General features: G+C 69.2%; 20 protein-coding genes and 1 pseudogene. 10 read left to right on the forward strand and 11 right to left on the reverse strand.

Going from position 1 to position 19,597, the window contains the following annotated elements; all coding sequences use genetic code 11:
* Window positions 1-234 precede the first annotated feature (234 nt).
* From AMK22_RS39595 to AMK22_RS23675, 5 genes are all read left to right on the forward strand, one after another.
* Complete coding sequence (locus tag AMK22_RS39595; protein ID WP_158072074.1) at window positions 235-381, forward strand: hypothetical protein; 147 nt, start codon at window positions 235-237, stop codon at window positions 379-381.
* Window positions 382-592: 211 nt separating this feature from the next.
* Window positions 593-1,312: an MBL fold metallo-hydrolase gene (locus AMK22_RS23665; RefSeq protein WP_073788054.1), complete on the forward strand. Its 720-nt coding sequence runs from the start codon at window positions 593-595 to the stop codon at window positions 1,310-1,312.
* 269 nt (window positions 1,313-1,581) lie between these two features.
* The gene (locus AMK22_RS23670) at window positions 1,582-2,697 is read left to right on the forward strand and encodes a hypothetical protein (RefSeq protein WP_073788055.1); all 1,116 of its coding nucleotides are present in this window, start codon (window positions 1,582-1,584) and stop codon (window positions 2,695-2,697) included.
* Between the two features lie 214 nt (window positions 2,698-2,911).
* The gene (locus AMK22_RS39600; RefSeq protein WP_158072075.1) at window positions 2,912-3,076 is read left to right on the forward strand and encodes a hypothetical protein; all 165 of its coding nucleotides are present in this window, start codon (window positions 2,912-2,914) and stop codon (window positions 3,074-3,076) included.
* Window positions 3,077-3,378: 302 nt separating this feature from the next.
* Complete coding sequence (locus tag AMK22_RS23675) at window positions 3,379-4,107, forward strand: restriction endonuclease (protein ID WP_073788056.1); 729 nt, start codon at window positions 3,379-3,381, stop codon at window positions 4,105-4,107.
* A gap of 155 nt (window positions 4,108-4,262) precedes the next feature.
* On the opposite strand, the gene AMK22_RS23680 is transcribed toward AMK22_RS23675, so the two are convergent.
* Complete coding sequence (locus AMK22_RS23680) at window positions 4,263-4,721, reverse strand: hypothetical protein (RefSeq protein WP_073788057.1); 459 nt, start codon at window positions 4,719-4,721, stop codon at window positions 4,263-4,265.
* Window positions 4,722-5,144: 423 nt separating this feature from the next.
* Window positions 5,145-5,621 carry a hypothetical protein gene (locus AMK22_RS23685; RefSeq protein ID WP_073788058.1) on the reverse strand — a complete coding sequence of 159 codons (477 nt, stop codon included), beginning with the start codon at window positions 5,619-5,621 and terminating at the stop codon, window positions 5,145-5,147.
* Between the two features lie 217 nt (window positions 5,622-5,838).
* Here AMK22_RS23685 and AMK22_RS23690 point away from each other — a divergent pair, with 217 nt between their 5' ends.
* Window positions 5,839-6,060 carry a hypothetical protein gene (locus tag AMK22_RS23690; protein ID WP_073788059.1) on the forward strand — a complete coding sequence of 74 codons (222 nt, stop codon included), beginning with the start codon at window positions 5,839-5,841 and terminating at the stop codon, window positions 6,058-6,060.
* A gap of 23 nt (window positions 6,061-6,083) precedes the next feature.
* Here AMK22_RS23690 and AMK22_RS23695 read toward each other — a convergent pair whose 3' ends face one another.
* Together AMK22_RS23695 and AMK22_RS23700 are read right to left on the reverse strand one after the other, a co-directional pair.
* Window positions 6,084-6,629, reverse strand: a complete 546-nt coding sequence (locus AMK22_RS23695) for a TetR/AcrR family transcriptional regulator (RefSeq protein ID WP_079186346.1) — start codon at window positions 6,627-6,629, stop codon at window positions 6,084-6,086.
* A gap of 174 nt (window positions 6,630-6,803) precedes the next feature.
* Window positions 6,804-8,027 (reverse strand): MFS transporter, encoded by a 1,224-nt coding sequence (locus tag AMK22_RS23700; protein ID WP_242434104.1) that lies wholly within the window; start codon window positions 8,025-8,027, stop codon window positions 6,804-6,806.
* Window positions 8,028-8,445: 418 nt separating this feature from the next.
* Between AMK22_RS23700 and AMK22_RS23705 the strand changes: the two genes are divergently transcribed.
* Entirely contained in the window at window positions 8,446-9,621 is a 1,176-nt protein-coding gene (locus tag AMK22_RS23705; protein WP_073788061.1) for a macrolide family glycosyltransferase, read from the forward strand.
* Window positions 9,622-9,707: 86 nt separating this feature from the next.
* On the opposite strand, the gene AMK22_RS23710 is transcribed toward AMK22_RS23705, so the two are convergent.
* The 5 genes from AMK22_RS23710 to AMK22_RS23730 all read right to left on the reverse strand — a co-directional run bounded on the left by AMK22_RS23710 (window position 9,708) and on the right by AMK22_RS23730 (window position 14,576).
* On the reverse strand, window positions 9,708-10,100 hold the full coding sequence (locus AMK22_RS23710) for a DUF6009 family protein (RefSeq protein ID WP_073788062.1): 393 nt from the start codon (window positions 10,098-10,100) through the stop codon (window positions 9,708-9,710).
* Window positions 10,101-10,308: 208 nt separating this feature from the next.
* A complete protein-coding gene (locus tag AMK22_RS23715; RefSeq protein ID WP_073788064.1) occupies window positions 10,309-11,868 on the reverse strand; it encodes a DNA primase family protein in 1,560 nt (519 codons plus the stop codon).
* Window positions 11,865-12,917 carry a bifunctional DNA primase/polymerase gene (locus AMK22_RS23720; protein ID WP_073788066.1) on the reverse strand — a complete coding sequence of 351 codons (1,053 nt, stop codon included), beginning with the start codon at window positions 12,915-12,917 and terminating at the stop codon, window positions 11,865-11,867. The genes AMK22_RS23715 and AMK22_RS23720 overlap by 4 nt, the downstream gene beginning before the upstream one ends.
* An 839-nt stretch (window positions 12,918-13,756) precedes the next feature.
* Window positions 13,757-14,173: a VOC family protein gene (locus tag AMK22_RS23725; protein WP_073788161.1), complete on the reverse strand. Its 417-nt coding sequence runs from the start codon at window positions 14,171-14,173 to the stop codon at window positions 13,757-13,759.
* Window positions 14,174-14,183: 10 nt separating this feature from the next.
* Window positions 14,184-14,576: a helix-turn-helix transcriptional regulator gene (locus tag AMK22_RS23730; protein ID WP_443333315.1), complete on the reverse strand. Its 393-nt coding sequence runs from the start codon at window positions 14,574-14,576 to the stop codon at window positions 14,184-14,186.
* 203 nt (window positions 14,577-14,779) lie between these two features.
* On the opposite strand from AMK22_RS23730, the pseudogene AMK22_RS23735 reads away from it, so the two are divergent.
* Window positions 14,780-14,932: pseudogene (locus tag AMK22_RS23735) on the forward strand (VOC family protein); the annotation flags it as partial.
* Between the two features lie 173 nt (window positions 14,933-15,105).
* Complete coding sequence (locus AMK22_RS23740) at window positions 15,106-17,523, forward strand: ATP-binding cassette domain-containing protein (RefSeq protein ID WP_073788072.1); 2,418 nt, start codon at window positions 15,106-15,108, stop codon at window positions 17,521-17,523.
* Between the two features lie 164 nt (window positions 17,524-17,687).
* Here the strand turns inward: AMK22_RS23740 and AMK22_RS23745 are convergent, their stop codons facing one another.
* Both AMK22_RS23745 and AMK22_RS23750 read right to left on the reverse strand, forming a co-directional pair.
* The gene (locus AMK22_RS23745) at window positions 17,688-17,885 is read right to left on the reverse strand and encodes an SDR family oxidoreductase (RefSeq protein ID WP_073788074.1); all 198 of its coding nucleotides are present in this window, start codon (window positions 17,883-17,885) and stop codon (window positions 17,688-17,690) included.
* Window positions 17,886-17,923: 38 nt separating this feature from the next.
* On the reverse strand, window positions 17,924-19,132 hold the full coding sequence (locus AMK22_RS23750; RefSeq protein ID WP_073788162.1) for an RNA-guided endonuclease InsQ/TnpB family protein: 1,209 nt from the start codon (window positions 19,130-19,132) through the stop codon (window positions 17,924-17,926).
* Window positions 19,133-19,158: 26 nt separating this feature from the next.
* On the opposite strand from AMK22_RS23750, the gene tnpA reads away from it, so the two are divergent.
* A complete protein-coding gene (tnpA, locus tag AMK22_RS23755; RefSeq protein ID WP_073788075.1) occupies window positions 19,159-19,575 on the forward strand; it encodes an IS200/IS605 family transposase in 417 nt (138 codons plus the stop codon).
* The last annotated feature ends 22 nt before the right edge of the window (window positions 19,576-19,597 follow it).

The following is a 19,597-nucleotide window of genomic DNA, read 5'->3' on the forward strand; positions in this document are numbered from 1 at the left end:
CGATGGTCCACCGTCCGTCCGACGCGGCGGGCCCGCTCCGCGCCCTCGGTCGTCGAAGCGGCGACGGGACGCCTCGGTGTGCCCGAGGTACCGGCGGGCCCAGCCGCGCGTGTCGGGCCGGCATCCTGGACCTCGCGCCCGGCGTCTCCGGCGAGCTGAACTCCTCGGTCACCATGAGGTTCCCCAGTCACGGAAAAGTGCGTTGCGCTCGCCGCGGCCCGGAGCGCGGCCGTCGTGGGCGAGGCGCTGGGCCAGCTGCGGCCGCAGTCCGAGCCGCCGCTCACCCGGTACGCCGTGGATCAACTCGCGCACGCCGTCGCCCTCGACGTCTTCAGGGCCATGGGGCAGGGCTGGGTGCCCGTACGGCCTCTGCACGACTAAGGGCCCTCGGTCCCGGTTGATCGCGTCCGGTTCGCACCGTTTGAAAATGGTCCGCCAGAACTGGTCCGCCCCACTCATGGCCGGGCCATGCCGTTCATCCATGGGTCACCCTTTTCCAGGGTTTTTCAAGTCCGGGTCGTTCACGCTGCGCATAATTCACCCGCAGCGCAAAAGGACAGAACGTTCCTCTATCACGGATTAGCGTGACGCCATGGAACTGATCAAGATCACTCCCGCTATTTGGCAATTGCCACTTCCCGTTGGGCATGTTCACTTCGTGCGCCTGCTGGACGGATACGCCCTGATCGATACCGGCGTGCCGGGGTCCGCCCCGGCGGTACTCGCCGCCCTCGAACAGCTCGGTGGATGCCCCCAGGACGTCCGGCAGATCGTTCTGACCCACTCGCACGTGGACCACATGGGCTCGGCCGCGGACCTCGTCGCCGCCACGGGTGCCCGTGTGCTGGCCGGAGCGCTGGACGCCCCGTTCATCCGCGGCACCGCCCCCGAGCCCGAGGCCGTGCACACCGCCTCGGAACACGCGCTCCACGAGCAGATCATGGCGGGATTCGCCGACGCGGAAGTGCCGCCTCTGAAGCATGTGCCGCTGGACGTCGAACTGCGGGACGGCGACACACTCGACGGCTGGGCGGAGCCCGTTCGCGTTCTGCACGTGCCGGGCCACACTTCGGGAAGCATCGCGCTCCATTTCACGGAAAGCAGCGTGCTGTTCTCGGGTGACACCATCGCCACCGAGGGCGGACGGGCGATCCTCGGTCCGTTCAACCTCGACCGGCAACAGGCCATCGCCTCGTTCCGGCGGATGGCCGCGCTGGACGTGGAGAAGGTGTGCGTACCCCATGGCCTGCCGTTGCTGGAGAACGGCGGCGCGGTACTTCGGGCGGCCACTCCGGAGAGCGACTGGGTGTGAGGCGCATTCACCGGTGATTGCGGAACCTCCGGGGGCGGCACCCCAGAGATTCCGCAATCCGGAGGTTCCGCGATCCGCGCAAGAAATCCTGATCACCCGGCCGCCGCTTCCCGAGGAGCGCCCCTCCGTCAACCCGGCGCGCCGGAAAAGCACGCAACAACCATGATTGACCTTTTGTCATCGGGTGACCACTTCACGGCCTTGCGGCGAAATGCGAAGCGCCCCAATTCTGGTGCGGCATCCATCTCACTACCGAAAGGATCCGCGCCATGGCGCACCGTAAGGTCTATCTGGCGGTCGGCAGGACGAACACACGGATCTACCGCTTCGACCCGATCGACGGGGACACCCGCGTCGTCGGGAAGGTGCCGGCGTACGAGGCCGGTTACAGCGCCATGGGCGCGCAGTACCGGGGCGACGGCAAGGAACCCCTGCTCTTCGCCGTCAGCGACAACCGACTGGTCGTCATCGACGTGGAGACCGGAAAGGTCTCGGACGCGGTCGTCGAGGGCTTACCCAGTGGACTGACCTGGTACGACGGGGACATGGACGGCGACGGGAAGAAGCTGCTCGTCGCGAGCGGCCCCGACATGCCCAGCTACACGATCGACGTGGCGGCCCGAACGGCGGTCCCCGGCCCCCGCCCGGGTCCGGGGCGCTGGGACGACTTCGCCCACCACCCGAAGGACGGCCGACTCATCTCGGTCGAGGGCGACAACGGCGACCTCCTGCACGTGGATCCTCGGAACGACCCCATGAAGACCGTGCTCAAGCGGAAGGTCTTCCCGCCCGCCGAGGCCAGCGGCTCCAGCGGTTCCCGGAGGTCCTACTCGGCCACGTTCTTCGACTCGGCGGGTCACTTCTACGCCGTCGACTCGGCGGGCAACGTCAACCATCTCGACCTGACCGGTGGTTCCATACCCGGCCGCGCCGAGCGGATCGGGAACGGGAAGATCCCCGTCGACGGCCTGGAGGTCGTGAACGGAGCCGGGCGCATCACACCGATGCCGGTCGCTCCCAGCTACGACGAGATCGTCGTGACGAAGAAGTCCAACGGCGGTTGGCCGAGCTACGACCCGCAGGGACGTGTGTACAGCTTCGAGCTGACCATCACGGCCGTCGACAAGAACGACGGCAAGGGCAAGGAGACGTCCAGGTTCCGGATCTCGTTCGACCTGCGGTCGGCACACGGAGCGAAGGTCGAGGCATCCGGCGTCGACGTCACGCATGAGGACGGCAAGGCCTACCTCAGCTCCCAGGCCGACCAGTTGCTGTCAGCGGGGAATTCCCGGCCGATCGCCGTACAGATCACCGTGCCGGGCGACCCTGCCGAGCTGCCGTCCGAGTACCCGCTCGACGGGCTGAGGGCCACGCGACTGGCCTGACACCTGCCCGGGCCACCGCGACCGCGCACTGTCGTGCGGTCACGGTCGAGGTCGCGGTGGCCCGCCGACACCACCCGGCCCGCCCCGTCCCCACCCCACCCCCCTGCTTCCCGGCCCCGACCGACCACTGGCTGCGGGCTGCCGGGGGCGCGGCGGGCTGCCGACCGCGGTCTGACGGGTCACGTTGTCCGAGGCGTTTGGTGCAATGCTCGACATGACCGCTCTTGATGTCGCCCGAAGGCTCCCGGTCGTCGCCGTCTACGCCCTGCGGCCCCTGACGCCCGAGGTGGCGTCCGCGCTGAATCCGGACGTGACGTCGGCCCATCTGCGGGACAGCGCCGCGGCCATCGGCTACCCGCAGGGCGCGGCCGACGCCTGATCGCCCTCGGGCCGGACAGCGTCGAACAGCATCGGACGGCGTTGATCGGCGTTGATCGGCGTAGAACGATGTGGAACCGCCACACCTGACAACGCCCGCGATGCCCCTGATGCACGTGATACCGACACTCGGCCATTCATGACCGATAGTGGCTTTCCCTCCACGTGTCACCCTCGGCGGTTGGTTTCATGGACCGGTTGTCGGCGCCGCCGGCCGCTCGGCCGGTGGAGAGGGGGACGCGATGTCGTGGGTCATCGGGTACGGCGGTGCCCTGGGCCGCCGACGCACAGGAAGGGTGGCCGATGGGTAGCCGCCGACCGGCCCGGCCTCGCGTACGCCGCCCCTCGCCCCGGTCTCGCGTACGACGCCGCCCGGCCCGGTTCCGTGGGCGTCGGCGTCCGCGCACCGGTGAGGTCCTGGTGCTGGCCGTCGTCGCACTGTGGGTCCTCGGTGAGCTGGTGCGCTGGCTCGCCGGACACCTCTGGGTCGTCGCCGTCGCGCTCGGACTCGCCGCCGCAGGGGCCGTCCTGTGGTGGCGCCGACGGAACCAACGCGCCGGACAACGCCTGGCGGACGCCCGCGCCCTGCGCTACTCGATGGCGCACATCGACCAACTGCACCACCGCGACTTCGAGTTCGCGATACGCGATCTGATGTACCGCGACGGCTGCACCGACGCGGTACAGGTCGGTGGCGCCGGGGACAACGGCGCCGACGTCAAGGCCACCGACCCCTACGGGCGGCGCTGGGTCATCCAGTGCAAGCACCGCCGCGCCGGACTGGCCGGGGCCGCTGTCGGAACACCTGCTCTGCAGGTCCTCAACGGTACGGGCCGGCCCGTGCACAAGGGCGATGTCATCGTCCTGGTCACCAACGGCCGCTTCTCCGGACCGGCCCTGGACTTCGCCAGATCGCAGCGCCTGCACCTGGTGGACCGGGCGACGCTGGCCACGTGGGCCGACGGACACCGCCCCCTGTGGGAACTGCTGCGCGCCGTGCCCTCTCCCCGAGCCCCCGGGCCGTCGTCCTGACGGAGGCGGAGGCGGCGCTCCGGGGGCGGCCGGCCCAGCCCCGTCATGGGTGAGCGGCCGGGTGGCATCCGCCCGTTCCGTTTCCGGACCAACGACGCCACCCGGCCGCGTACGTGCTCCTGCCCGTCGCTCCGTTCAGCCGCTCCCCGAGCGGGTCAGAACACGAACGGTCCGGGCGACTGGGTGGACGACGCGTTGCAGGTCGCGGTGATGCCCATGACCACGACCTTGAGGGACTTGGCCTCCAGGCTGTCCCCCGAGGCGACGGTTCCACTGAGCGGGCCCGTGGAAACGGGGCTGCCCGCCGGGATGGCAGGGTTGGAGTTTCCGGTGAACGTCACCGTGCTCGTACCCTTGTTGGTGAGCGTGAGAGTCGATTTCACCGAGTTCGCCCCGACGTCGATGGGGGCGGTGATGGCGGAGGTCGAGAGGTTGATGGTCGCGGCCGTGCCGCTCTGGGTGGCGGTCAGGGTCGCGGTGCCCGAACCGTAGATGCCGCAGTTGAAGGAGATCGTGGCGGTGGTGGGGGTGACCGCACCGGCCGTGGAAGTCAGCGCGAGCATGCCCGCGGCGAGAGCGGAACAGACAGCTGTCCGCCGTATGCCATGCCTCATGATGGTTTGGCCCTTCGTGTGGGGGGATCACCGGCGCGAGTTCGCGGTACCACGCCGGAACGTCGCACTCCCCTGACAACCCGTCAGGGAGATGACTCCCTTATTGAGGCACGGCCCCCTTGAGACAACAAGGCACATCGCCATGATTTTTGACATGCTCCGACCAAGCTGGACCGAGGTTCCGGTCGTCCCGTCGCGGTGGCCGTCCGACCGGCGCCCCGGCCGGACACCGACTGAGCGGTCCGGGCCGCCCTCGCCCTCGCCGTCGCCGGAGTCCGGACCGCGCAGCGAAATCAAGCGGCGGCGAAATCGAACGGCAGCAAAAAGACATCGGACCTGAGGCGTGAAGACGACAGGTCCGATGCCGTGATGGGGATACAGGAGTTACCGGAAGGAATCCCGGACCGATATCACCGAGAGGATTCAGTCCCCGGTGTTGGTGGCCCAGACCGGACGCCTGTCCTTGTTGTAGACGACGACGTTGCCGTCGTCCTGGACGGCGAGGTACGCGCCCTTGCGCCAGGTGTCGGAGGCCCACAGCGGGCGCCCACCGCGGTCGTACAGGACGAAGTTGCCGTCCTCCTGCATGACGGCGTGGTCACCATTGGGGTACGCACCGGGCGCCTGCCACGCCGGGCGATTGTCCTTGTAGAGAACGAGGTTCCCGTCCTGCTGCAAACGCAGGATGGCCCGGCCGTTGCCCGAGGTCCAGGCCTGGTTCTTCCGCAGCGTCGCCCTCGGATGGATCAGCGTGTCGGATGCGGGGCGCGCCTCGGCGGCCCGGGAGGAACGTGCCGCGTCCGGCGCGGACACGGAGGCCTGGGCGGCACCCGCCGACGTACCACCGACCGCGAGGACCGCGGTCGCGACGGCGAGGAACGGAAAGGTACGGAGTTTCATCGTCTTCCCTTCACGGATCAGAAGCCCTGTTTTCCGGGGCCACGCCATGAAACTCCGCCATGTCTCGGGAAGGAAAGCGGCTCACGGAAATCCCCAATAATTCGGGATGACCGAAATCCATATCAGCACGGTAAATTCCGCATGCCCGCAGGGGACCACCTCACGAATCCGGTGGGGCGTCCCGTCCCGCCCGGCCCTGTCGTCACGTTTCCGGGCCGTGTTGTTCAGCGAACTCGGAGACAGGATCGCCGACCGGGGCCGGGTACGTTTCCCGGCGTACACGCCCGAAGGCCGCCGTCGGCCGGTCACTGTCGCGCAGCGCCTCACCGCCTACTGGGGACAACAGGTGTTCGTCGAAGCCGAAGACCTGTGCCGCGTCAGGCTCTGCCTCGCGGGACGCGAAACGCTGCCGGAGCCGTCGGAGGCGCGCCCCCGCTGATGCGGGCGCGGCCTCACGTGACCTCAGCGCGTCGAGTCTCTCGCCAGCGTCACCACGAGCCGGGCGGTGGTGTCCACGAGTTCCTCGTCGATCGGCTTGCCGAGCACCAGAACCCGGTAGTAGAGGGGGCCGAGCAGCAGATCCACAAGACGATCGACGGTTTGGTCGTCGACGTTCAGATCGTGGCCGCGCGCGAGGAGTGCGCGCAGCCCGGCGACGTCCCGTTCGCGCTGTTCGCGAAGGAAACCGTCGCGCAGTGAGGCGGCGGTGTCCTCGTCCAATTGGGCATGGCCGAGAAGGGCCTGCATCACCTGGCCGGCCGGCTCCTCGAAGAAGTCGGCCACGCGCTGGAGATGGTTCTTGAGATCGCCTTGCGGGTCGTCCTCCCCCGCACGCCATTCCAGTGCCTCGCGAGCGTCGTCGCTGAGCGTGTCCAGCAGGATCTCGACCTTCGATTTCCACCAGCGGTAGATCGTCTGCTTGGCCACGCCCGCACGCTGGGCGATGCCTTCCATGGTCAAGGCGGCGAACCCGCGCTCGACCAGGAGGTCGTCCGCGGCCCGGAGCACCGCGAGCCGGACGCTCTCACTGCGTCGGGGGCCGGTTCGGCTGACGACAGGACTCTGCTGACGGACCGGCTGGGCTTTCCGCGTGGCGCTGATGGTTCCTTCAACCTCTCGAGTCGTACGTTTCCGTGATTCTGACACAGCCGAGTCCGCCGGGGCGTGGATGGTGCGGACGGGTCAGGCGGTCTTCCTGGTACCGCGGATCAGGCTGATCAGTACGCAGAGCGCGAGTGCGGCCACCACCGCGCTGAACGTCTCTCCGGCCGGGCGCAGGCCGGTCTTCCGGATCAGGACCCCTACGCCGATGGCGGGCACGGCGAGCATGGAGTACAGGACGGCGAAGAAGGTGGAGACCGCGGCGCCGCGGTGCTGCGGGGCACTGCGCGTGGTGATGCCGCCGATTCCGTGACCGACGGCGATTCCCGTCGCCAGTCCGTTCACCGCGGCGCCGATGAGCAGAGGCGCGAGGGTACCGGTTGCCATGGCCACCGCGATCAGGGCGGCGGCGACGATCAGTCCGACGCATGCCACGGGCAACGCCGTGCCGGGCCGGAGGAGGCGGACCAGAAGCTGACCGAAGGCGGTGCACGCGAAGGCGATGAAGACCACGAGGCCGGTCAGCGTATGGCTGGACTGGTTCAGCACGGTCCCCAGGAACAGGCCCGTCACGGCGGTGAGGACACCGAGAACGGCGAAACCGGCGCCTGCCGCCATGGCCGAGCGCAGGAAGTCCGACCGGATCTCGCTCGGAATGTGCAGGGGCTGGAACCGGAGGGAGAAGCCGGTCCGGTGGTCGGAGCTCTCGCCGCTCATCACGACCCCGAGCATGCCGATGGCGGCGAGGACCAGCATGACCACCCAGGGCGTACGGAGCGGAGACCGCGCGACGTCCGCCAGGACGCCCGCCAGCAGCGTGCCGCACGCGAGGCCGCCCATGTTCGCGAACAGTGCGAGCGTGGCCGGCTTGACGCGGCTGTGCTGTCCGAGCCGTTCGGTGAGCGAGGCGGTGGCGGCACCGGTGACGAGCGCTGCGGAGAAGCCGGAGACGACCCGTGCGACGAGCATCGCCGTGACGTTCTGGGCGAGTACGAACACCAGGGCGGCGCACACGGACAGCAAGGTCGAGGCGATCAGGACGGGGCGGCGCCCCACCTGGTCGGAGAGCCGCCCGAGGGCCAGCAGTCCGACCACGACGCCGATGGCGTAGACGGCGAAGACCACCGTGACGGTGAACGGTGTGAAGCCAAAAGCTTCTCCGTACAGCGGATAGAGAGGCGTGGGCGCCGTCGTGCCCGCCATGGTGATCCAGAAGGCGAAGGCCACGCCGAACACGGCCGGGCCGTTGCCGCGGGCCCTTGTCGTCGCGCCGGTCCGATCAGCGGGGATGGTCGATTTTTCCACTGGAGTGACCTCTCGGGAGTGCGGTTGTGACTGGATCAGCAGAGCAGGAAGAATAGACACACCGTTGCGTCTAGCTCGGAGATTAGACGAGGCGTTGCGTCAACTCAATGGGGTGCCGTGCGCGTGATCCCGCCGTCCGCTCGCCCCACCGGGAGGCGCCCAGCGAGCTGACGCCCCATCAGAATGGGGCGGTCGTCACCGAAGTCGCCGAAAAAACGTGGTGACCGACGTCCCGGCGGCGGGCTAGGGTGCCGAGCATGCACTTGTTCCAGATCTACGGCTGACGCGGGCGGGGCAGACCCCGCTCTCGTATCGCACCCCCATGTGCCGCTCCCGCGACGGGTTTTCTTCTCGCGGCAGTGAGCGCACGGGTTCGTGTTGCCCCTTTTCGCCATGGACCTGAAATGAGTGATCTTCCATGACTCGTCGCCGTGCCCACATCGCGATGGTCGGCATTCCCGTCGTCAGTCACGTCCTGCCCAGTCTCGAGGTCATCCGCGAGTTGGTGGCCCGGGGCCATCGGGTGACCTACGCCAACGGCTCAGCGGTGGCCGACCGGATCACGGCCGCCGGCGCCGAACTGGTCCCGTGCGCCTCCACGTTGCCGGTCGCCGACAACAACTGGCCCGACGACCCCGTCGCCGTGATGGACCTCTTCCTCGGCAACGCCGTTCAGGCACTCCCCCAGCTGCGGGCCGCCTACGACCACGACCCGGCTGACCTCTACCTGTACGACATCGGCGCCTACGCCGCACGCGCCCTCGCCGAGGCTCAGGGCCGGCCCCTGATGCAGCTGTCCCCGACCTACGTGGCCTGGGACGGCTACGACCAGGACGTCGCGGCACACCTGTGGCGGCTGCCGGGCGCCGACGCGTACCGGACGAGGTTCGCGCGGTGGCTCGCCGAGTGCGGGGCGTCCACCACCGACGTGGACGCCTTCTCCGGCCGCCCCGCACGGACCCTCGCGCTGATCACCCGGGCGATGCAGCCGCACGCCGACCGGGTCGACACCGGCACGGTGACCTTCGTCGGACCCTGCTTCGACGCCCGTGAGAGTGAGGGAAGCTGGACCCGCCCGGCCGCGGCGGAGAACGTGCTGCTGGTCTCCCTGGGATCGGCGTTCACCCGTCGGCCGGAGTTCTACCGCCAGTGCCTGGCGGCCTTCGGTGGCCGGCCCGGCTGGCACGTCGTCCTCCAGATCGGGAAGTACACCGATCCACGAGAACTCGGCACCATCCCGTCCAACGTCGAGGTGCACTCCTGGGTCCCGCAGCGGGCGATCCTGGAGCAGGCGGACGCCTTCGTCACCCACGCCGGTATGGGCGGCTGCGGCGAAGGGCTGATGGCCGGTGTTCCGATGATCGCCGTCCCCCAGGCCGCCGATCAGTTCACCAACGCCGACCGCCTCGTGGAACTGGGCGTGGCCCGCCGGATCGACACCGAGGATGCCACCGCCGAGACCCTGCGGAACGCCTTGGACGGGCTCGTCGCCGACGCGGAGGTCGCCCGCCGCTCGGCGCAGCTGCGCGCCGACGCACGGGCCGAGGGCGGCACCATGCGGGCCGCCGATCTCATCGAGAACCTGCTGGACTGATCCCGGCCTCCGGGGGATCGCGCCAGACCGGGTGCGGACCGGGGGGTGGTGAAGCGGGTTCCGATTCACCACCCCCGGTCCGTCGGCTACGGCTGCGGCTGGGGCGTCGCCGTCGCTGTCACGGTGCCCCGCTGGGAACGCGGGGTCTTCTCACCGGCCTTGTTGGGCTGGATGGTCCTCGGGTCGACGGCCTCGCCCGGGGCGCCCTGACGGTAGACGCCGTCGGGGTCGGAGTCGCGGTCGTGGGGCAGAAGGAAGAACACACGACGCCGGTAGAGGCCGCTGTCCGGGTCGGCTTCGGCGGTGGCGTCGAGTTCGACGTAGCCGATCATCCGCCCGTCGCGGGCGTAGCGGGGTCTGCTGCGCCTGCGGGGGGTTTTGTCCAGGGCCTGGCGGACGTAGTCGAGGTGCTCGGTTTCTTCCAGCCACACCACGTGGGCTTCGTGGGTGAGGTCGCCGTCGGTCAGTAGCGAGCTCATGGCCACGACCTCTCCTTCGTCCGCGTGCACCGGTCCGGGTGGTGCCTGAATTGTGTACCGCTGTTCCGCTGAGGTGTCCGGGATGTCGCCCCCGGTCGGGGGACGTGCGCCCGATGGGGCGCGTCTCCATGGTAGATGGGGTCGCGGGGCGGGTGCAGGGGTCGGCTGCGCGCCCGATGGGCAGGATGGTGGTGGGTACGGATGTCGTTCACTGTTCGGCTGCCAGGGCGAGGTTTGGGTAGAACTTGCGGCCGTTGGATTTGATCATGTCGGCGGGTGAGGCGAGACCGACCTCCTGACGGACCCGGGTGGCGAAGGTCCGGGTGGTCGCGGGGCGGATGCCTTCGCTCGTGGTGCACCAGGTGCTGTAGGAGGCGTAGAGCAGACCCTGCTCCACGCGGAGTTCCGGCCGTTCGGGGTCGTGGATGCAGCATTCGGTGAGGAAGCGGCCGATGTGGTCTTCGGTGTTGGCGTAGGCGGTGGTGGCGATGCGGACCCTGTCGGGGCCGGCGAGGGTGTCGCGGGTGGCGAGGTAACGGCGGGCGCCTTCGGTGAGCCAGTGGAGGATGCCGGGGCCCTCGTCGACGACGAGTTCGACGGCCAGGTTGTCGATCTTCCGTTCGTCCGGGACGATCCGCTCGAAGGGCAGCAGACGGATGCGGCGCCAGAAGGCGAAGCCGCCGGTGGACACCTCGGGCCTGTGGTTGCCGAGCAGCCACAGGTGGTGGGTGGGGGTGAAGGAGAAGTAGTCCTGCCGCATGCGGCGGGCCTTGATCTTGTCGCCGCCGGTGAGGAGGCGCACGCGGGCCTCGTCGAAGCGGTCGTTCGGCTTGAGCTCGCTGCAGACGATCAGGCGGCGCCCGTGGAGCTCGGTGAGCTCGGTGGAGTGCTCGGAGAAAGCGCCTCGGTCCATCAGGAAGCCGGGCGGGGCGGCATCGGCGTAGTCGCCCAGGATCTGGATCATCACGTCGAGAAGGACGGACTTGCCGTTCTTGCCCTGTCCGTGGAGAAAGGGAAGGACCTGCGCGCCGACGTCACCGGTGATGGAGTAGCCGAGCAGCAGATGCAGGAAGTCGATCATCTCCTGGCCCTCGGCGTCGTCGCCGAAGGTGTCCGCCAGGAACCGGTGCCACCGGGGGGTGGGCATGTCCCGGGGGCCGACGCTGGTGGCCCGCGAGTGGAAGTCCCGGGTGGGGTCGGGTTTGCGGAGGCGACCGGTCTTGAGGTCGACGATGCCGTCGGGCGTGCACAGGGCGTAGGGGTCGCCGTCGAGGGTGTCGGGGTCGACGGAGAGGTCCGGGGACGCCTTGGCCTGGGTCAGCAGGGCCTTCATCCCGGTGGTCGACAAGGTGCGCTTCTTGTGGAGACGCAGTTCCCTGTCGCCGAAGATGCCCCGGGGGTCCGAGTCCGGCATGTCCTCGGCCATCTCCCCCGCCGCCCACAGGGCCGCTTTCTCGCCGCCCGAACGCCTCCAGCGGTAGCCGTCCCACGAGTACCACCCCAGACCCTCCACGTGCCGGAACTGGTCGCGGTAGAGGCGCGCGAACAGCTTCGCGTTGCCCCGGTCCGTCAGCGTGCCGGGCAACTGCCCCGGCGGCGGCCAGGCTGCCGGGGACGCGATTGCTTCGGGAACGGTCTGGGCAGGCAGAGCAGCCGCGGTATGCGAGGGCATCGCGGCGGCCGGCGCGGGCTCTTCCCGGGCTTCGAGGTCGAGCATCTGCTGAGCGGCGGCAGTGGCGTCGAAGCGCGTGCTCTCGGCACTGCTCATGAACGTCCTTCGGGGTGGAGCGGTCGGGCGGCCCCGGCTGCGAGACCGTCGTGGATGATCTTCTCGTTTCGTGAACCCTGCCAGGGGCGGGCCCGGTGGGCGGCGGCCGTGAGCAGTTCCCGGACGGCGTCCTCCTGGAGGTGGCCCGCAGCGACCAGCCCCCCGGCGGTGAACGCGGCCCGGTTGAGTTTCTCGGTGAAGCCCGCACCCTCCCTCGTCGCCTCGCACCGGGCGACCTCGTCGACGAGCGGCGCCAGGATCCTGTGCGCGGCCTTCGGACGCCGTGCCCGCCGCGCGCCGGGGACGACGGGCCTCGCGAGGGGCGCAGGAGGGCGCAGGGGCGTCCGGGGCGGCTCGGGCGGTACGACGTGGCCGGTGCGGGCCAGTTCGGCCGCGAGCCAGGACGGCAGGGGCGCGGGCATCCGGGCGCTGCCCAGGGCCTCGTAGACGCCCTGGGTGGTCCGGGTCGTCGGAGCGACGATGTACCCGCCCTCGGCCCGTACGTCGACCTGCCAGGCCAGCGCGACCTTGGGGCTGGAACCGGCCGAGGAGCGGTACCGGGTCTGCGGGTCGGGGTTCCGGTACCAGATGTGGAGCCCGCCGGAGGGGGTCTGTACGCGCAGGGTGCTCTCGTCCTCGGCCGGGGCGGGCTGTCCCCGGAAGGCCGCGAGCAACGCCAGCGTGTCGAATCCGGAGGCCAGACCTGTGAGGTTGACGGACTCGTGGATCGGGATTCCCGGGAGCAGGCGGCTCCGGTCGGGGACCGGGGCGGAGTGGGCGTCGACGTCGATGACGATCAGGTCGGCGGGGCCGCACGCCACCCCCACCCCGGAGCGGGGGCTGTCGGTCCACCACTTCTCGATGCGCCGGAGGTCGGTGGTCCCTGCGTGGAAGCCGTGGCAGGGACGTCCCGCGGGGAGGCAGGGGCAGGTACGGGGGTCGTGGTGCCGGTCCCTGCAGTCCGCGCAGTTCCCGGCCGGGGTCTTCCGGCCGGGGGCCAGCGGGTGGACGGGCCAGCCGTGTCCGGCGCACCAGCGGGCGACGGACATCGACGACACCTGCCGGGCAGGGGAAGCTCCGGGGCTCGTCTCACCGTGGCGCCGCACGCAGTCGTCCTTGTCCGTCCGGTCGTAAAGGCTTCAGTCCCTGCCTCTGACGCCGCTGGTCACATGGCCTCTCGGCCCGCCGACAGGGACTGAAGGGACTGTCATTCGGAATGAGTGTAGGCATGTCCCCCTTGCCCGTCCTGTCATCTCCCCCGCGTGCCGTTATCTGATTCTCAGTCCCTTGAGTCCCTTCGGGCGCTCCGCGGCACGCCGGAACGACCAACAAAGTCACGTTATATACCGTTTTCCTGAGCGGGCGGATGCCCCGTCAGGCGGGGCGCATCCAGGTTTTTGCGCGCTCTTGTATGCCGATTCTTGGCAAGTAGGAAAACCGGTTGGCGGCTCGGGGACTGAACGAAGGGACCAGGGACCGAACGGGGCGCGTTGGTCCCTGGCTTCGGTCCCTGCACATCTTCGCAGGTCAGAGGGGGTATGACCCCCCGATCAGGGACTGAAGGGACTCAAATCTCTAATTATGAGCCAGATACGTATTGAGTCATATGAGATACACGCGGGCGCGCATACACACATACGTAGTGAGCTTATAACTAGGGATTTGAGTCCCTTCAGTCCCTGTTTCAGGGGTGCACATCGCTCTGACCTGGGCTTTTATCAGGGACTGAAGCCCAGGGACCGAACAGGGACCAGTCACTGGGCCCGGTCCCTGGACCCTCCGTCCCTGCCGGTCCCTGGGCAGCGGGCGGACTGCTCACAGGGACTGACCCACCGTCGGCCGCCGCCGGGCCGGTTCAGTCCCTGCCGGTGCCGGTCCTGTCTGCGGCTCAGCCGCGGAGGGGCTGGTTGAAGCGCAGAAGGTTCCCCGCGGGGTCGCGGAAGGCGCAGTCGCGGACGCCGTACGGCTGGTCCATGGGCTCCTGCAGCACCTCGCCGCCGGCCCCGCTGATGCGCTCGAAGGTGGCGTCGCAGTCGTCCGTCGCGAAGATGACGCCCCTCAGCAGGCCCTTGGCCATCAGCTCCGCCATGGCCCGCCGGTCGTCGGGCGAGGCGTTCGGGTCGGCGAGGGGCGGTTCCAGGACGATGCTCACGTCCGGCTGTGAGGGCGCTCCGACGGTCACCCAGCGCATCCCTTCGAACCCGACGTCGTTGCGGACCTCGAGGCCGAGCACGTCGCGGTAGAAGGAGATCGCCTTGTCATGGTCGTCGACGGCGATGAAACTTTGCGAAAGTCTGATATCCATGCCGCTCACGCTACGGCCGTGAGGCAGGGCCCGCTTCTCCGTTGCGGACCGTCTGCCCGTTCCGTACCGGCCGCGTGTGGAGCTTGGCCATGCATGCAGGAATGGCGGCGCCGTGCTCGTGGCTCCGGGCCCGGTAGGCACTCGGGCTCTCGCCGACCAGCTCGGTGAAGCGCGAGCTGAACGACCCCAGCGATGTACAGCCGACCGCGAAGCAGACCTCGGTCACCGTGAGGTCGCCGCGCCGCAGGAGTGCCTTGGCCCGCTCGATACGACGGGTCATCAGGTAGCTGTACGGCGTCTCGCCGAAAGCGGCGCTGAAGCTCCGGGAGAAGTGCCCCGGCGACATCAGGGCGCCCCGCGCCAGCGTCGGGACGTCGAGCGGCTCGGCGTAGTCGCGGTCCATCCGGTCGCGGGCCCGCCGCAGCCGGACGAGATCGTCGAGGTCCTGCCGTTTCACCCGAGCAGTTTCGCACAGCACTCACTCATGGCTGGTCGGATCTCGATCAGGAATGGAGAAGCGTCGGTCGAGGGGCCCTCCCTAGCCTGACCTCCATGGACATCACCCTTCACTGGACCTTCCTCCCACACACGGACCCGGAGGCCTCCCTGGCCACCGGTGACTTCGACGGGACCTTCGAGCGTGTGCGGGCCGGCGGCGCCGAGATGGTCCAGGAGCCCACCGAGCAGCCGTACGGCGTCCGCGGCTGCGCCTTCCGAGCCCCCGCGGGCAACCTGGTCCGCATCAACGAGCTGGGCTGAGCCGCGCAGCGGGCGCGTACAGGGCTGCTGCCCGGCCGCACAGGCCCGCCGGGGCGGCGATCCGCCCGGCCGGGCCGCCGCCCCGGCAGAGGACCAGACATACTGCTCGACGCCGGTCCAGGCGACATCGGCGGAGTCCGTGAACACGGCCCCGCCCGACAGACGGAGACACGATGAGTATGGCCAAGAGGACGGACACGCAGTCGCCTGCGCCGCACATCGCCGACAGCCACGACCTGATCCGCGTGCACGGCGCGCGGGAGAACAACCTGAAGGACATCAGCATCGAGATCCCGAAGCGCCGGCTGACGGTGTTCACCGGGGTCTCCGGCTCGGGCAAGAGCTCGCTGGTGTTCGACACGATCGCCGCCGAGTCGCAGCGGCTGATCAACGAGACCTACAGCGCCTTCGTGCAGGGCTTCATGCCGACATCGGCGCGCCCCGAGGTCGACGTGCTGGAGGGACTGACGACCGCGATCGTCGTCGACCAGCAGCGCATGGGCTCCGACCCCCGCTCCACGGTCGGTACGGCCACCGACGCCAACGCGATGCTGCGCATCCTCTTCAGCAGGCTCGGGCAGCCGCACATCGGCTCTCCCAACGCGTTCTCCTTCAATGTCCCGTCGGTCCGGGCGAGCGGCGCGATCACCGTCGAACGCGGCAACAAGAAGACCGAGAAGGTCACCTTCACGCGCACCGGCGGCATGTGCCCCGGCTGTGAGGGGCGGGGTGCGGTCACCGCTCTCGATCCCGCCCAGCTCTACGACGACGCCAAGTCGCTCGGCGAGGGGGCACTCACCATCCCCGGCTACAAGGCGGGTGGCTGGAACTACCGGCTCTACACCGAGTCGGGCCTGTTCGACCCCGACAAGCCGATCCGCGAGTACACCGCGAAGGAGCTGCACGACCTCCTCCACCACGAGCCGACCCGGATGAAGATCGCGGGCATCAACATGACCTACGAGGGTCTGATCCCGCGCGTTCAGAAATCGATGCTCTCCAAGGACCGGGAGGCGATGCAGCCGCACATCCGGGAGTTCGTGGACCGGGCGGTCACCTTCACCACCTGCCCCGAGTGCGACGGCACCCGGCTCAGCGAGGCGGCCCGGTCGTCGAAGATCGAGGGGATCAGCATCGCCGACGCCTGCGCGATGCAGATCAGCGACCTGGCCGAATGGGTCCGCGCCCTCGACGAACCCTCTCCCGGCTCCCCGAACACGCGATACTCAATGGTGGCCCCGCTGCTCACCGCGCTGGGACGGACGCTCGACTCGTTCGTGGAGATCGGACTGGGGTACCTCTCGCTCGACCGGCCCTCGGGCACGCTGTCCGGCGGCGAGGCGCAGCGCGTCAAGATGATCCGCCACCTCGGCTCCTCGCTCACCGACACCACGTACGTCTTCGACGAACCCACCACGGGCCTGCACCCGCACGACATCAGCCGGATGAACGACCTCCTGCTCCGGCTGCGGGACAAGGGCAACACGGTGCTCGTCGTCGAGCACAAGCCGCAGACCATCGCCATCGCCGACCACGTCGTCGACCTCGGCCCCGGCGCCGGTACGGCGGGCGGCACCGTCTGCTTCGAGGGCACCGTCGAGGGACTGCGGGCCGCCGACACCGTCACCGGACGCCATCTCGACGACCGGGCCTCCCTCAAGAAGTCCGTGCGCGAGCCCACCGGCGCCCTGGAGATCCGCGGCGCGACGGCGCACAACCTGCGCGGCGTCGACGTCGACATTCCGCTCGGGATGCTCGTCGTCGTCACCGGCGTCGCCGGTTCCGGCAAGAGCTCGCTCCTGCACGGGTCGATCCCTGCCGACGCGGGCGTAGTGTCGGTGGGGCAGGACCAGATCCGGGGTTCGAGGCGGAGCAACCCGGCGACGTACACCGGGCTCCTCGACCCGATCCGCAAGGCGTTCGCGAAGGCCAACGGGGTGAAGCCCGCGCTGTTCAGCGCCAACTCCGAGGGGGCTTGCCCGAATTGCAAGGGCGCCGGTGTCGTCTACACCGACCTGGCGATGATGGCGGGCGTCGCCTCCACCTGCGAGGAGTGCGAGGGCAAGCGGTTCGAGGCGTCGGTTCTGGACCACCACCTCGGGGGCCACGACATCAGCGAGGTGCTCGCCATGTCGGTGACCGAGGCCGAGGAGTTCTTCGGTACGGGCGAGGCGCGCACACCGGCGGCGCACCGCGTCCTCGGCCGACTCGCCGACGTCGGCCTCGGCTACCTCAGCCTCGGACAGCCGCTCACCACGCTGTCCGGCGGGGAACGGCAACGGCTCCAGCTGGCCACCCACATGGCCGAGAAGGGCGGTGTCTACGTTCTCGACGAGCCGACCACCGGCCTGCACCTCGCCGACGTGGAGCAGCTGCTCGGCCTGCTCGACCGGCTCGTCGACTCCGGGAAGTCGGTGGTCGTCATCGAGCACCACCCGGCGGTCATGGCCCACGCCGACTGGATCATCGACCTCGGCCCCGGCGCGGGCCACGACGGTGGCCGGATCGTCTTCGAGGGCACCCCCGCCGACCTCGTCGCCGCCCGCTCCACCCTCACCGGCGAACACCTCGCGGACTACGTCGGCGCCTGACGGGGCTGCCCGGCGCCCGTCAGACGCCCGTCAGGGCCGTTCCGGCCCGTTCCCCCCTGTCCGGGCCCCGCGCGCCTGGACAGGGGCCCTGAGGCGGGAGGAGCGCCCGGCGGGCCGGCCGCTCCGAGGACGTGCCCGGCCCCGAACCGGCTGACAGCGTCCGGCTACAGCGCCACCACCCAGCCGCCGTCGACCGTCAGGGTGTGACCGGTCACGTACGCGGACGCCTCCGAGGCCAGAAAGACCACGGCACCTGCGAGATCACCGGGTTCACCGATGCGTCCGAGCGGGATGTGAGTGTCCACGAGCCGGTCCTCCTCGGCCCGGTCGGGCAGGAGGTCCGTGGTCATGGCGGTACGCATTTGACATCCTCTCCCCCCTGAAGGGGGGAGATTCCCGCCTACCGCGCGGTTGAGGGCTGCGGTGTCGAGTGGGTTCCTGCTTCGCTGCGCGGTGCGGGCACGGGCGCCCGTCTTACCTGCGCTCTGCGGGCTGACACGGCCAGTCCGGCCGCCTTAGCGACGTTGACCGCCGCGTTGATGTCCCGGTCCAGGACCGCCCCGCATGCCCTGCACGTCCATTCCCGGACGTGCAGGGGCTTCGGGCCGTCCTTGACGCCGCACTGCGAGCACACCTGGGAGGTCGGCTCGAAGCGGCCGATCTTCACGAAGGTACGCCCGTACCGGGCGGCCTTGTACTCCAGCATGCTCACGAACGCCGACCATCCGGCATCGTGGACGGATTTGGCCAGGCGCGTGCGGGCGAGTCCCTTCACCGACAGGTCCTCCACGGCGACCGCTTGGTTCTCACGGATCAGCTGTGTGGAGAGCCGGTGGTGGAACTCGCGGCGCGCGTCCGCGACACGGGCGTGTGCCCGTGCGACACGGATTCTGGCCTTGTCCCTGTTCTTCGAGCCCTTCTCCTTGCGGGAGAGCGCGCGCTGTGCTTTCTTCAAGCGCTTCTCGGCCCGGCGCAGGAAGCGTGGGCTGTCGATCTTCGTGCCGTCGGAGAGGACCGCGAAGTGCCCGAGCCCGAGGTCGATGCCCAGCTCGGGCGTCGTCTGCGGCAGCACCTCAAATGGGCCGGTCTCCACGATGAAACTCGCGAAGTACCGGCCCGCCGAGTCCTTGACCACGCTCACCGTGGACGGCGTGGAGGGCAGCGTGCGGGACCACTTCACCCGCACGTCCCCGATCTTCGGCAGGCGCAGCTTCTGTCCCGGGGTGATGGACCAGCGGGCGTTCGCGGTGAACCGGACGGCCTGCCGGGTGTCCTTGCGGGACTTGTACCGGGGCGCGCCCATGCGCGGGCGCTTGCCTTTCAGGCCGTCGAAGAAGTTCTTGTACGCCGCATCCAGGTCCCTCAGGGACTGCTGGAGGACGACCGCCGACACCTCGCCGAGCCAGGCCCGTTCCGCGGTGTTCTTCGCCTCGGTGATGAGCCGCTTCGAAAGGTTTCCGGTCTTGGGGAACGGCAGCCCCTGGCTGCGGGCGGTCTCCCTGGCCCTGAGGGCGTCGTTGTAGACCACCCGCGCGCACCCGAACGCACGTGCCAGCGCCGTGCGCTGACCGGCGCTCGGGTACAGGCGGAAGCTGTACCGAAGCTGCACGCGGATCACGATACACAATTGGGTTTATGGGTATCGATGAGAACGTTCGTACAGGCCGTCACTGTGTTTTCCGCATGCATGTCCATTTGGTATTTGTAACGAAGTACCGGCACTCCGTTTTCGCCGACCGGCATCTGACGCGCTGCGAAGAGATCATGCGGGCCGTGTGCGAGGACTTCGAGGCTGAGCTGGTGGAGTTCAACGGCGAGGCCAACCACGTCCACCTGCTGGTGAACTTCCCGCCGAAGGTCGCCGTGTCCAGGCTGGTGAACTCCCTCAAGGGCGTGTCCTCCCGCAGGCTCCGCCAGGAGTTCCCGGATCTCGTCCGCCACTACTGGCGGGCGCAACGCCTCTGGTCCGGCTCGTACTTCGCCGGGTCGGTCGGCAGTGCGCCGCTCAGCATCGTGAAGCAGTACATCGAACAGCAGAACCGGCCGCTCTGACGCCGGCCGAGGTGAACAGTAC

The organism is Streptomyces sp. CB01580 (assembly GCF_001905795.1).
Taxonomy (GTDB): domain Bacteria; phylum Actinomycetota; class Actinomycetes; order Streptomycetales; family Streptomycetaceae; genus Streptomyces.

Coding starts and splice junctions, on each gene's coding strand:
- AMK22_RS23665 (WP_073788054.1), top strand. CDS start 593: ATGGAACTGATCAAGATCACTCCCGCTATTTGGCAATTGCCACTTCCC.
- AMK22_RS23670 (WP_073788055.1), top strand. CDS start 1,582: ATGGCGCACCGTAAGGTCTATCTGGCGGTCGGCAGGACGAACACACGG.
- AMK22_RS39600 (WP_158072075.1), top strand. CDS start 2,912: ATGACCGCTCTTGATGTCGCCCGAAGGCTCCCGGTCGTCGCCGTCTAC.
- AMK22_RS23675 (WP_073788056.1), top strand. CDS start 3,379: ATGGGTAGCCGCCGACCGGCCCGGCCTCGCGTACGCCGCCCCTCGCCC.
- AMK22_RS23680 (WP_073788057.1), bottom strand. CDS start 4,721: ATGAGGCATGGCATACGGCGGACAGCTGTCTGTTCCGCTCTCGCCGCG.
- AMK22_RS23685 (WP_073788058.1), bottom strand. CDS start 5,621: ATGAAACTCCGTACCTTTCCGTTCCTCGCCGTCGCGACCGCGGTCCTC.
- AMK22_RS23705 (WP_073788061.1), top strand. CDS start 8,446: ATGACTCGTCGCCGTGCCCACATCGCGATGGTCGGCATTCCCGTCGTC.
- AMK22_RS23710 (WP_073788062.1), bottom strand. CDS start 10,100: ATGAGCTCGCTACTGACCGACGGCGACCTCACCCACGAAGCCCACGTG.
- AMK22_RS23715 (WP_073788064.1), bottom strand. CDS start 11,868: ATGAGCAGTGCCGAGAGCACGCGCTTCGACGCCACTGCCGCCGCTCAG.
- AMK22_RS23720 (WP_073788066.1), bottom strand. CDS start 12,917: ATGTCCGTCGCCCGCTGGTGCGCCGGACACGGCTGGCCCGTCCACCCG.
- AMK22_RS23725 (WP_073788161.1), bottom strand. CDS start 14,173: ATGGATATCAGACTTTCGCAAAGTTTCATCGCCGTCGACGACCATGAC.
- AMK22_RS23730 (WP_443333315.1), bottom strand. CDS start 14,576: ATGGACCGCGACTACGCCGAGCCGCTCGACGTCCCGACGCTGGCGCGG.
- AMK22_RS23740 (WP_073788072.1), top strand. CDS start 15,106: ATGAGTATGGCCAAGAGGACGGACACGCAGTCGCCTGCGCCGCACATC.
- AMK22_RS23745 (WP_073788074.1), bottom strand. CDS start 17,885: ATGCGTACCGCCATGACCACGGACCTCCTGCCCGACCGGGCCGAGGAG.
- tnpA (WP_073788075.1), top strand. CDS start 19,159: ATGGGTATCGATGAGAACGTTCGTACAGGCCGTCACTGTGTTTTCCGC.